10 protein-coding genes are annotated in these 11,408 nt (G+C 46.6%); 4 read left to right on the top strand and 6 right to left on the bottom strand.

The genetic code is table 11. The features are described 5' to 3' along the window. Positions 1-192: 192 nt before the first annotated feature. The 4 genes from ACIG3F_RS07150 (at position 193) to ACIG3F_RS07135 (ending at position 4,697) form a co-directional block, all read left to right on the top strand. Positions 193-537 carry a hypothetical protein gene (locus ACIG3F_RS07150; RefSeq protein WP_396469699.1) on the top strand — a complete coding sequence of 115 codons (345 nt, stop codon included), beginning with the start codon at positions 193-195 and terminating at the stop codon, positions 535-537. A gap of 224 nt (positions 538-761) precedes the next feature. Then, positions 762-1,778 (top strand): aspartate carbamoyltransferase catalytic subunit, encoded by a 1,017-nt coding sequence (locus tag ACIG3F_RS07145; RefSeq protein WP_396469698.1) that lies wholly within the window; start codon positions 762-764, stop codon positions 1,776-1,778. A gap of 10 nt (positions 1,779-1,788) precedes the next feature. After that, positions 1,789-3,024, top strand: a complete 1,236-nt coding sequence (locus tag ACIG3F_RS07140) for an aspartate carbamoyltransferase (RefSeq protein ID WP_396469697.1) — start codon at positions 1,789-1,791, stop codon at positions 3,022-3,024. A 182-nt stretch (positions 3,025-3,206) separates the two neighbouring features. Continuing rightward, entirely contained in the window at positions 3,207-4,697 is a 1,491-nt protein-coding gene (locus ACIG3F_RS07135) for an OmpA family protein (protein WP_396469696.1), read from the top strand. A gap of 54 nt (positions 4,698-4,751) precedes the next feature. On the opposite strand, the gene ACIG3F_RS07130 is transcribed toward ACIG3F_RS07135, so the two are convergent. From ACIG3F_RS07130 to ACIG3F_RS07105, 6 genes are all read right to left on the bottom strand, one after another. Beyond that, complete coding sequence (locus tag ACIG3F_RS07130; RefSeq protein WP_004646585.1) at positions 4,752-6,164, bottom strand: short-chain fatty acid transporter; 1,413 nt, start codon at positions 6,162-6,164, stop codon at positions 4,752-4,754. Between the two features lie 96 nt (positions 6,165-6,260). Then, entirely contained in the window at positions 6,261-6,899 is a 639-nt protein-coding gene (locus tag ACIG3F_RS07125; RefSeq protein ID WP_312585875.1) for a CoA transferase subunit B, read from the bottom strand. A 2-nt stretch (positions 6,900-6,901) separates the two neighbouring features. Next, positions 6,902-7,606: a CoA transferase subunit A gene (locus ACIG3F_RS07120; protein ID WP_396469695.1), complete on the bottom strand. Its 705-nt coding sequence runs from the start codon at positions 7,604-7,606 to the stop codon at positions 6,902-6,904. A 93-nt stretch (positions 7,607-7,699) separates the two neighbouring features. Next, positions 7,700-8,602, bottom strand: coding sequence for a hydroxymethylglutaryl-CoA lyase (locus ACIG3F_RS07115; RefSeq protein ID WP_312585871.1), 903 nt, complete (start codon positions 8,600-8,602; stop codon positions 7,700-7,702). Further along, the gene (locus ACIG3F_RS07110; RefSeq protein ID WP_396469694.1) at positions 8,599-10,593 is read right to left on the bottom strand and encodes an acetyl/propionyl/methylcrotonyl-CoA carboxylase subunit alpha; all 1,995 of its coding nucleotides are present in this window, start codon (positions 10,591-10,593) and stop codon (positions 8,599-8,601) included. The genes ACIG3F_RS07115 and ACIG3F_RS07110 overlap by 4 nt, the downstream gene beginning before the upstream one ends. A gap of 19 nt (positions 10,594-10,612) precedes the next feature. Further along, positions 10,613-11,407 carry an enoyl-CoA hydratase/isomerase family protein gene (locus tag ACIG3F_RS07105; RefSeq protein WP_396469693.1) on the bottom strand — a complete coding sequence of 265 codons (795 nt, stop codon included), beginning with the start codon at positions 11,405-11,407 and terminating at the stop codon, positions 10,613-10,615. Position 11,408 lies beyond the last annotated feature (1 nt).

Genomic DNA, 11,408 nt, shown 5'->3' with positions numbered 1-11,408 from the left:
AAGTTTACCGTATTTTTATATTGAAAGCTTTTGAAATTCTCTGAAAGGCCGTGGCATGTGATAGAGAAAAATAATATTCACGCTATAAATTGAGAAACTGGTACGCATTTTGCTCTATAAACAGCAAATCAGGCGGTCAGTCGATGGGGAGCGATGGCTGCCTGATTTTTCAATTTTATAATGGGGGTTAAGATGTTAGAGAATCAGTTACGCAACCATGACGCTTTTTCAGTGGCCACTTTAATTTATGCCCGTTTAAGACGGGTCTCGGGCCGGGTGATTGATGCCATCTATCTGGCAGAAAATACCGACTATGCCCGGCATGTGATTCAACTGGCAGAGCAGACTCAAGATCCCGAGTTGAGCCGTTTGATTGGACGATTGAATATGGTCTTGGATTTGCCGCTAACATCTCCGCCATCACAGGCAGAATATAGTCAGCCGGCAGCGCAGGAGGAATTACTCTCGGTCGAACCGGATGAAGACGATATCTATCGTGCACAGGTGTCACATCGTTATATTGGTGCACTGCGTTAAACCTGAGATGGGTGTGAAGGCTCCAGACTGAAGCGCCCGTTGGTTTTGTACTTAAAATCAGCAAGATGCAAATTAGGTTAAATTATCTTATTGAAAAAATACAAAGGAATCTGATTTTTTATTTTTATTGTTCAGATGCTTTTTGTACAAGTAGCAGCATGGCCAACTATAAAAATTCGCCAATCTCTGTATAATATGTTGACTTAACGCATAAGGAATCTCTCATGCACTTGGCGGCATTGCATACACCGAGCCAGATTCAACTCAATAAAGAAGGTAATCTAAAACACTTCTTGACCATCGAAGGTCTTTCTAAAGAAACCCTGACAAAAATATTGGACACTGCGCAGTCCTTTTTTAATGACCAAAATCAGCTGATCACCAATAATTTGCTTGAAGGCAAAACGGTGATGAACCTGTTCTTCGAAAATTCTACCCGTACCCGTACCACCTTTGAAGCCGCTGCCAAGCGCCTTTCTGCCAATGTTCTCAATATCGATATTGCCCGTTCGAGTACTTCCAAAGGTGAAACCCTGCGTGACACGTTATGGAATCTGGAAGCCATGGCGGCCGATATTTTCGTGGTGCGTCATTCATCTTCAGGGGCAGCGCATTTTATTGCCAAGGATGTCTGTCCAACAGTGGCAATTATTAATGCCGGTGATGGCCGTCATGCGCATCCGACTCAAGCGATGCTGGACATGCTGACCATTCGCCGCGAAACCAATAAAAAATTCGAAGAAATGTCGATTGCCATTATTGGCGATATCAAGCATTCACGTGTCGCGCGTTCAGATGTGGCTGCCTTGCAAACTTTAGGTTGCCAGGATATCCGGGTGATTGCACCGAATACCTTGCTGCCATTGGGTTTTGAAGAATATGGCGTTGGTGTTCGTCTATTTAACAATATGGAAGACGGCATCAAAGACTGCGACGTGATCATTACCTTACGTATTCAAAACGAGCGTATTGATTCTCCGGCACTGGCCTCGCAAGCAGAGTTCTACAAAATGTATGGCTTGAATAAAGAACGTCTTGCCATGGCCAAACCGGATTGTATCGTGATGCATCCGGGACCAATGAACCGCGGCGTTGAAATCGACTCAAGTATTGCGGATGGTCCGCAATCTGTGATTTTGAAGCAGGTGACCAATGGTATTGCCGTGCGTATGGCGGTGTTGGCTTTATCGATGCAAGGCCAGTTACAAGAACAAGGTTTGATTGAAGCGATTGCGGGTTAAGGAATAAGTCATGACTATTGTAAAAATTGAAAATGTCCGTGTTCTTGATCCAATCCAAAACACTAATTCTATCCAGACCGTGTATCTGGAAAATGGAAAATTCGTTGCAGAAACAGCAGATGTCTCTGAAACGATAGATGGTCAAGGCAAATGGTTGATGCCAACCATGGTCGATTTGTGTGCGCGTTTACGTGAACCAGGTCAACAGCAACACGGTACGCTTAAGTCTGAAGGGAAAGCGGCTCGTGAAAATGGTATTTTGCACGTATTTACGCCACCCGATTCAAAGCCAATCGTACAAGACAATGGTGCACTGATTCACGGCCTGGTTGAAAAAGCCATGCTGGATGGTGGTATCTATCTTCAAGTGATTGGTGCGCAAACCCAAGGCTTAAATGGTCAACAACCAGCAAATATGGCAGGCTTGAAAAAGGGCGGTTGTACTGCCGTTTCCAATGCCAGTGCGCCGTTTGCCAATGATGACGTGGTACTGCGTACACTTGAATATGCTGCAGGCTTAGACCTGACGGTGGTGTTTTATGCCGAAGAACCACAAATTGCCAAAGACGGCTGTGTACATGAAGGCTTTATTGCTTCACGTCAGGGTTTGCCGATGATTCCGGCACTGGCTGAAACTGTGGCGATTGCCAAATATCTGTTGATGATTGAAGCAACCAAAGTGCGAGCACACTTTGGTCTGTTGTCTGGCGGTGCTTCGGTGGAACTCATTCGTATTGCCAAGGAAAAAGGCTTACCGGTGACCTGTGATGTGGCCATGCATCAGTTACATCTGACCGATCATTTGATTGATGGATTTAACTCTCTTGCACATGTGCGTCCGCCGCTTCGTTCTGAGCAGGATAAAGAATTACTTCGTCAGGGTGTGAAATCAGGCGTAATTGATGCGATTTGTACCCATCATGAACCGCTGAGCAGCTCTGCGAAAATGGCGCCGTTTGCTGAAACGCAGCCAGGATTCACTGCTTTTGATACCTATGTGCCTTTTGGTCTGCAACTGATTCGTGAGGGGTTGTTGACTCCACTGGAATGGGTGGAAAAAGTGACCTTAGCTCCGGCTCGTGTTGCACAAATGGCAGATCGCTGGGTAAATGAATCAGGCTGGGTGCTGCTAGATCCGGAACTGGAATGGACCCTTAATAAAGAAAGCATCGTGTCACAAGGTAAAAATACCCCGCTAATTAATCAAAAAGTGCTGGGTAAAGTTGTTCAAACTTTTGCTGCTTAAGTAATATCAATTTTATAAAAGTCAGCTTCGGCTGGCTTTTTTTATTTTTTGAATTCTGTGTCAGTAAAATGAGTACTTAACAAAAACAGTGAAACTTTATGATATTCATACAATTATTTACATTTTCAAAAAATAGGGATCGTTACACTGATTAAATATTAAACATTAGAAAAATCAAAAGAATGGTGACGATTATGAATATAGATTTTATAGAACGCTTAAAAAGCGATGTTACAGCGATTGTGCTTCAAGGTGAAACCGAGCATTTGTTTGCTAAAGATCAAGCTTTGGCTCAATTCTATCCCATATTTTTAAGTATATTGCGTGCACGTCCCGCCTGGATTGAGAATCTTGGTCAGCAACTTAATCCAAAAATTCATGAATTATTCAATGCAAATCCGGCACTCAAGCAGCAGTTTCTCGATCAATTGGATCAGAGCGCGCCGCAAGACGAAATAGAGCATACCTTGAACCGGTCAATTGTACCGACCATGAATTTTTTACAGACCGAAGCAGGTGCTTCAACTCCGGAAGCGATTAGCCATTTGCTGGAAACCCACGCCGATTCGATTCAGCGCGCATTATCCGTTTGGGCTGGACCTATTCTGGCAGCGCTTGGAGTTTCACCCTTGGCAGGGCAGAATTTAAATCAGGAACCTGTATTGGCGGAGCAGACCATCATTGTTCAGGAAGAGAGAAAAACCGGCTTTTTATGGCCGTTTATTATTTTTCTGATCCTGGCGGGTTTGATCCTGTTTTTGGTTCGCAGCTGTATGCAGGATGATGTTGAAGATTCAAATACCCAAGCGACCAGTGAAGTTGCCGCAGCTCAGCCTGCATCCTTGCGATTAAGTACCGGCAGCAATGGCGAAATTGTCAGTTGCCAATTACAGCTGAATAATCCGCAGTATATGGAAATTCTGCAAAACGAGATCAAACAGATCTTTAATTATAATATTGGTTGTGGCGCGCTGAGCAGTGAGATTTACCATTCAGAATTTATTGATCAGGATACCATTCCATCAGTATTGAAAGCGCTTCAGGGGATGCCAAATGTGTCACTGGACTGGATTGGCAATCAGGTTTCGGTACGTGCAGCAACCAATGCAGAGGCTGAGCGTCTGGCAGCACAAATTCGTAGTCTGGCCAAAAATGTCACTGTGGTTACCCAACAGCCGCTCAATAGAAGTGACGTGATTAATACTGCCAATAGCGAAGCAGAACAAGCTTTGGCCAGTATCAAGACCGATAATGTTAAAGCACTGGATGTGGCGACTGCACTGAATTTACAGATCATTAATTTTGATACGGCATCGACTGAAGTTCCGGAAGTCAATAAATTGGTGCTGGATCAAGCTGCTGCATTATTACAACGTGCACCACAAGTTATCCTGAAAGTTAAAGGACATGCTGATGCTCAGGGCAGCGAAGCAGAAAATAAGGTGCTGTCCGTACAGCGCGCTCAGGCGATTACCAGTTATCTCGTGCAAAAAGGTGTCGATCCTGCACAATTACAGGCGGTTGGAATGGGAGAGGATCAGCCGGTTGAACCCAATGCGACACCTGCCGGACAGTTTCAGAACCGTCGCGTGACCTTTGAGGTCGTGAATACTGAAACGGGAATTGTGCGTGAAGTAGATGATGAAGGTGTGGTTGAGAAGACAGGAAATTAAGAGAGCAGCCTAAATAAAAAAGGACGAATCTTCGTCCTTTTTTATTATCTTAAATTAAGAAAATACCGGCGGGCTATAAGTCAATGTCCGACCAAGGAACCATAGCAGGAACAGTACCAAAGGCAGATGGAAAATCAACTGGGTCACCGTAAATCCAATCACATCTTTGGCTTTTAATTTCAGGATACCCAACATCGGAAGCATAAAGAATGGATTAATCAGATTCGGCAAGGCTTCTGCCGCATTATAAATCTGTACCGACCAGCCCAGATGCACTTTCAGGTCATGCGCAGCCTGCATCACATAGGGCGCTTCGATAATCCATTTCCCTCCGCCAGAAGGAATAAAGAAACCCAGAATCGCCGAGTATAAGCCCATCACAATGGCAAAGGTTTCCTGCGAGGCAATGGAAACAAAGAACTCGGCAATGTAATGTGACAATGACAGATCGGCCGGGTTTAGCGCATTGGTCATCATAAAGGCAATACTGCCATACAGCGGAAACTGGATCAGTACCCCAGAAATGGCGGGTACGGCTTTGGATACCGCATTCAGGAAATTTCGCGGTGTACCGTGTAAGGCCACGCCCAAAATCAGGAAGATAAAGTTATAGGTATTTAAGCTGGAAATGGCCAGAATCGGATTGCTTTTGGAAAATTCGTTAAACATCCAGACTGCGCCCAGAATCACAATCAGAATGCTTAAAATGGGTGAATTTTCCAGCCAATCCCCCGGTCTTTTTTCGGCAGATACTTCCGGTTTTTCTTCTTCAATCTGAATCGGGAAGTGCTCAATGGTTTTAATGTCAGACCCTTTAGGTGCTGACCAGTAAGCAATCGCAATTGAAGCTACAATCAGTACCGCCGTCATGATCATGGATTGCGGCAGGAAAATGGTTTCGGTAAATGGAATCACGCCCGTCAGATTATAAATCGGTTCAGGCAGACTGCTTTTATTGGCCTGTAACTGTGCAGCTGAAGAACTGATGCCCAGTGCCCAGGTCGCACCCATCCCGATAATCGCGGCAGCCGCAGCAGCGCGGTAATCCATGTTAAGCTCTTTACGCTGTGCCAGTGCAATCACTAGGAGTGCAGTCAGTACAGTACTCATGGCCCAATTAATCAGAGAAATTAACAGGCTGACCGTGGCGACCAGGACAATCGCACCACGACCGGAATGTGGCAGGCGCGCCATTTTCTGGATCAGAAGCTGGACAGGCTTAGATACGGAAACCACATAACCGACCACGATCAGCATGCACATCTGCAAGGTAAAGGGAATCAGGCTCCAGAAGCCGTCTCCAAAGGAAATCGCGACATCCTGTGCGGGTGCACCAATTCCGATGGCGGCAATCGCCACAATGATGACGCCAAGCAGGGCAAAAATATAAGAATCCGGAAACCATTTTTCAGACCAGTCGCTGACGCGCAAGGCGAAGCGCTGCAAAATATTTTGTTGAGTTTGCATGATTAAAATCCATTTATTCTGCGATTATTATTTTGAAATGAAACAGCTATATATAAAAAAGCCCTTAAGATGCTTCATTCTTAAGGGCTGGCTGGATCAGGCAGCGTTACGTAGTAGCGCTACCCCCGTGACTTTTTGAATCTCTTCAAAACTTACCTCTGGTGCCAGTTCAACCAGTCGAATTCCATCAGGAGTAACATCCAGTACACCGAGATCGGTAATAATCCGGTTCACCACAGCCTGGCCGGTCAGCGGCAGACTACATTCTGGAACTATCTTAGGTGTACCATCTTTGGCGCAGTGTTCCATCAAGACCACGACCTTTTGTACACCCGCGACCAGATCCATGGCACCGCCCATGCCTTTGACCTTTTTGCCTGGAATCATCCAGTTGGCCAGATCACCAGTTTCGGACACTTCCATAGCACCCAGAATGGCAATATTGACATGACCGCCACGGATCATGGCAAAGGAGTCGGCACTTGAGAAAAATGAAGCACCTTTACGCGCGGTAACCGTCTGTTTACCGGCATTGATCAGGTCGGCATCCACTGTCTCCTCGATTGGAAATTCGCCAATCCCCAGCAGGCCATTTTCCGACTGCAGCCAGACATTGATATTTTCCGGAATATAGTTCGCGACTAGCGTCGGCAGGCCAATCCCTAGATTGACGTAGAAACCATCTTCAAGCTCTTGTGCCGCGCGCTGCGCCATTTCATTACGTGTCCAAGCCATGATCAAGCCTCCGCCTTTAAAGTCATCTGTTCAATACGTTTTTCCGGTTGAGCATTCAGGACTATCCGGTTCACATAAATTCCCGGAAGATGGATTTCGTCCGGATCCAGCACGCCAATTTCGACAATCTCTTCGACTTCAGCAATGGTAATTTTGCCGGCCATGGCACAGACCGGATTAAAGTTCTGGGCGGTTTTACGGAAAATCAGGTTGCCGGCTTTATCGGCCTTATAGGCTTTAACCAGAGCAACATCAGCTGTTAAAGATTCTTCCAGAATGTAAGACTTGCCATTAAATTCACGTTCATCCTTACCTTCAGCAATCACGGTTCCGACACCCGTCGCCGTATAAAAAGCCGGAATACCGGCACCGCCAGCACGTAATTTTTCTGCCAAAGTCCCTTGTGGAGTAAGTTCAACTTCCAGTTCGCCATTTAAATATTGACGTTCGAATTCCTTATTTTCACCGACATAAGAGGAAATCATTTTTTTAATCTGTTTGGTTTCCAGCAGAAGTCCGAGACCGAAGCCGTCTACGCCGGCATTGTTGGAAATACACGTGAGTTGCTTAGCACCTGTTTCTTTTAAAGCTGCGATCAAAGCTTCCGGAATACCACATAGGCCAAAACCACCAACGGCCAGGCTATGACCATCTTGCACCACATCCTTTAAGGCGGATTGAGCGCTGTCATAAACCTTGTTTGACATCTTGTCACCTCTATTATTGTTGTAGCAGACTTCAATCTGCTGCTTATATCCTTATGGTTTGCTTAAGAGCATTTTGCTCAAGCAAGTTTATTTTCAAGCACAGGCTTTTTGCCAATAGGCATTGGCATAATTGGATGGATTGTTGCGCTGCAAGACTTCACTGATATTACGGCTGGCCTGCATCAGGGCGTCTAGCTGAATACCGGTTTGAAAGCCCATATTCGAGAGCAGGTAATACAGGTCTTCAGTTGAAACATTGCCTGAAGCGCCTTTGGCATAAGGGCAGCCACCTAAGCCGGCAATGGAGGAATCAAAGACCCGAATGCCTTGAAGTAAAGACTGGTAAATATTGGCGATTGCCATGCCGTAGGTATTATGGAAATGTCCCGCCAACACTTTGGCATCAAGTTCAGCCAGACAAGCATCCCAGACATTTTTCACCCGATCCGGTGTTGCTGTGCCAATGGTTTCACCCAATGACACTTCATAGCAGCCCATCTCCAGCAAACGCTGGGTGACTTTCACCACCTGCTTCGGATCAATAGCACCTTCATAAGGACAGTCCACCATGCAGGAGACATAGCCGCGCACCTTAATATCATTGGCTTTGGCTGCTGCCATGACATCGGCAAACTTCTCGAAGCTTTCATCAATCGAGCAGTTGATATTCTTGCGGGTAAAGCTTTCAGAAGCAGCGGTAAATACCGCGACTTCTTTGCAACCCACAGCCAGTGCCGATTCAAAACCTTTCAGATTTGGGGTCAGCAGACTGAACTGAATATTCGGATCTTGGGGTAGGCTGGCAAAGAGCACATCACTGTCTGCCATTTGCGGTACCCATTTGGCTGAAACGCAGGAGCCGACTTCGATGGACTGTAGACCGGTTTTCATCAGGTCCAAAATCAGGTTTTTCCGGTCATCCAATGTCAAAGGTGTTTTTTCATTTTGCAGGCCATCGCGTGGCCCGACTTCTACGATTTTGACAAAATTCGTCATGCCACTTCCTCCGCCAGCGGCTGGAACTCGACCAGTTCATCACCGGCTTTAACCTGATCACCCTTCTGGAAATATGAGCTTGCGATGATGCCGTCATGCGGTGCGCGAATCGAGTATTCGATCTTCATGGCTTCCAGCGTCATCAGCACATCATCTTTTTTGACTTTGTCATTGGCTGCCACGAGCACCTGGGTAATGACGCCTGGCATTGGCGCGATCAGGTTATTTTCCGTGCCTTGTTCATCCTGATTATTAAAATCAGACTTCAGGTAATTGAACTTATAGCTTTGACCATTCTGGAATAGGGTAATGCCTTGCTCAGTCTGGCTAAAAGCCAGTTTTTGCTGTTTACCCGCCAGTTGTAACGCTAAAGTATGGGCATCGACGAGCTGACCCTGAATTTGAATTTGCTGACCGTTATAGCTGGCGACAAAGCCTTGATCTTGGGTGCTGAACTGAATTTTCAGGTTAATGCCATTGCGTTGTAATTGCACTGTATGGCTATTTTGCTGATTTAGACGCCAGAATTCTTGCAGCTGCCACACCGGATTGTTTGGAGCAGGATTCTGTGCCTGACGTGAAAGTAGTTCAATCAGTGCGGCACTGACCACCAGTTCGGCACTGATATCCGCAGAAGGTTTGAGCAGAAATTCTTCTTCACGCTGAATCAGGCCGGTATCTAAATGTGCATTTTTAAACGAGTCACAGAGAACCAGTCGATCCAGGAAAGCAATGTTATTGCCCAGACCATCAACATGGAACTGACCCAGTGCATGGTGCATCTGGGTTAAGGCTGCTTCACGGTTTTTGCCCCAGACAATCAGTTTGGCAATCATCGGATCATAATAGGTGCTGATCTCGTCGCCTTCGACAATACCGCTATCGACACGTACACAGTCACTTTGCTTCGGATAATGCAGGTAGCTGATCTGACCAATCGCAGGAATAAAGCCTTTTTCCGGTTCTTCGGCATAGACCCGGGCTTCGAGTGCATGACCGTGAATCTGCAACTCATGCTGCTGCTTCGGTAAAGGCTCACCAAAAGCCACGCGCAGTTGCCATTCCACCAGATCCTGTCCGGTAATCATTTCAGTCACTGGATGTTCAACCTGAAGACGGGTGTTCATTTCCATGAAGTAAGCTGTGCCGTCTTGCTCCACGATAAACTCGACTGTACCGGCACCGACATAATTTACTGCACGCGCAGCATCGATTGCCGCCTGACGCATCGCCTCCAGTTTGTCTTCCGGCATTTTCGGTGCAGGCGCTTCTTCTAGCACTTTCTGGTGGCGACGCTGTACCGAGCAATCACGTTCGAACAGATGCACATAATTGCCGTGGGTATCACCAAATACTTGCACCTCAATATGACGTGGCTGAATCACATAACGTTCAATCAGAACGTCTTCATTGCCAAAACTTGAACGTGCTTCACTCTTGCATGAAGCAAGCGAGCTAAGAAAATCTTCGCTGCGTTCCACCAGACGCATGCCTTTACCGCCACCGCCGGCACTGGCCTTGATCAGTACCGGATAGCCAATATTGTCTGCCTGCTGTTTCAGGAAGTCGGCATCCTGATTGGTACCATGATAGCCGGGGGTTAGAGGCACACCGGCTTTTTCCATCAGCGCTTTAGAGGTGGCCTTTAGACCCATTGCCAGAATGGCATCGACTGGCGGGCCAATAAAGACAATATTGTTGTCCTGACAGGCCAAGGCAAACTGGTCATTTTCGGACAGGAAACCATAACCGGGGTGAATCGCCTGGGCACCAGTGTTTTTGGCTGCCTGAATAATGCGATCAATTTGCAAATAACTTTGTGCTGCTGGCGATTCACCAATATAGATCGCTTCATCGGCCAGTTTCACATGTTGTGCCTGAGCATCGGCATCGGAGTAGACGGCAACGGTGGCAATTCCTAATTTCTTCGCTGTACGAATCACACGGCAGGCAATTTCACCACGGTTGGCAATTAAAATCTTCTCAAACATTGTAGGATCCTTCTCGTTGTTATGCCGTGGTCTTGATCCAAGCCGGGCTTTGTTTGTTCAAAAATGCATTCAGTCCATTTTTCGCCTCATCTCCCTGGCGAATATGGGCAATATGCTGTGCTGTTTTAAGCAGTAAATCTTCGGTCAATACCTGTTGGTCAACCAGTTGAAACAACTGTTTCGATGCGCTCTGTGCGGCAGGACCACCAAGTAAAAGTGCTTCCACAATTTCATCAATTTTGCTGTCGAGCTGTTCTGGTGGAGTGACTTCATGCGCAAGACCAATGCTTTTGGCCTGTTCAGCAGTAATCCGCTCGGCAGTCAGGAAATAACGTGAAGCTTGACGTGTACCAATTGCACGAATTACATACGGGCTGATGGTCGAAGGTGCCAGACCTAAACGTACTTCCGACGTCGCAAACTTTGCATCGGTACTGGCCACGCAAATATCACAGGCCGAAGCCAGACCCATGCCGCCGCCAAACGCAATACCATGTACCCGGGCAATGGTCGGCTGTTTCAAGGTTGCCAGACTTTGCAGCATTTTCGCCAGTTTGAGCGCATCCGCCTCATTGTCTGCCTGTGATGCCTGACCGGCCTGTTTCATCCAGTTCAGGTCAGCACCGGCCGAGAAGCTTTTGCCACGACCCGCCAGAATCACCACGCGTACATCATCACGGTTATTTAAAGACTGGAAGCAAGCATGCAGTTCTTCAATCACTTGAGTATTAAAGGCATTGTGCAGTTCAGCGCGATTAATCCAAACCGTTGCCACCTGATTCTGCTGTTCGAGCTGTAAAAATTGATATGTCATT

This window comes from Acinetobacter sp. NPDC052428, assembly GCF_044547685.1.
GTDB lineage: Bacteria > Pseudomonadota > Gammaproteobacteria > Pseudomonadales > Moraxellaceae > Acinetobacter > Acinetobacter lwoffii_G.
The sequence above is the reverse complement of the archived record's forward strand: the minus strand, read 5'-3'. Positions and strand labels throughout refer to the sequence as shown.

Bases quoted from the DNA above. Each gene is read 5' to 3' on its own strand.
- ACIG3F_RS07150 (WP_396469699.1), top strand. From the start codon at position 193: ATGTTAGAGAATCAGTTACGCAACCATGACGCTTTTTCAGTGGCCACT.
- ACIG3F_RS07145 (WP_396469698.1), top strand. From the start codon at position 762: ATGCACTTGGCGGCATTGCATACACCGAGCCAGATTCAACTCAATAAA.
- ACIG3F_RS07140 (WP_396469697.1), top strand. From the start codon at position 1,789: ATGACTATTGTAAAAATTGAAAATGTCCGTGTTCTTGATCCAATCCAA.
- ACIG3F_RS07135 (WP_396469696.1), top strand. From the start codon at position 3,207: ATGGTGACGATTATGAATATAGATTTTATAGAACGCTTAAAAAGCGAT.
- ACIG3F_RS07130 (WP_004646585.1), bottom strand. From the start codon at position 6,164: ATGCAAACTCAACAAAATATTTTGCAGCGCTTCGCCTTGCGCGTCAGC.
- ACIG3F_RS07125 (WP_312585875.1), bottom strand. From the start codon at position 6,899: ATGGCTTGGACACGTAATGAAATGGCGCAGCGCGCGGCACAAGAGCTT.
- ACIG3F_RS07120 (WP_396469695.1), bottom strand. From the start codon at position 7,606: ATGTCAAACAAGGTTTATGACAGCGCTCAATCCGCCTTAAAGGATGTG.
- ACIG3F_RS07115 (WP_312585871.1), bottom strand. From the start codon at position 8,602: ATGACGAATTTTGTCAAAATCGTAGAAGTCGGGCCACGCGATGGCCTG.
- ACIG3F_RS07110 (WP_396469694.1), bottom strand. From the start codon at position 10,593: ATGTTTGAGAAGATTTTAATTGCCAACCGTGGTGAAATTGCCTGCCGT.
- ACIG3F_RS07105 (WP_396469693.1), bottom strand. From the start codon at position 11,407: ATGACATATCAATTTTTACAGCTCGAACAGCAGAATCAGGTGGCAACG.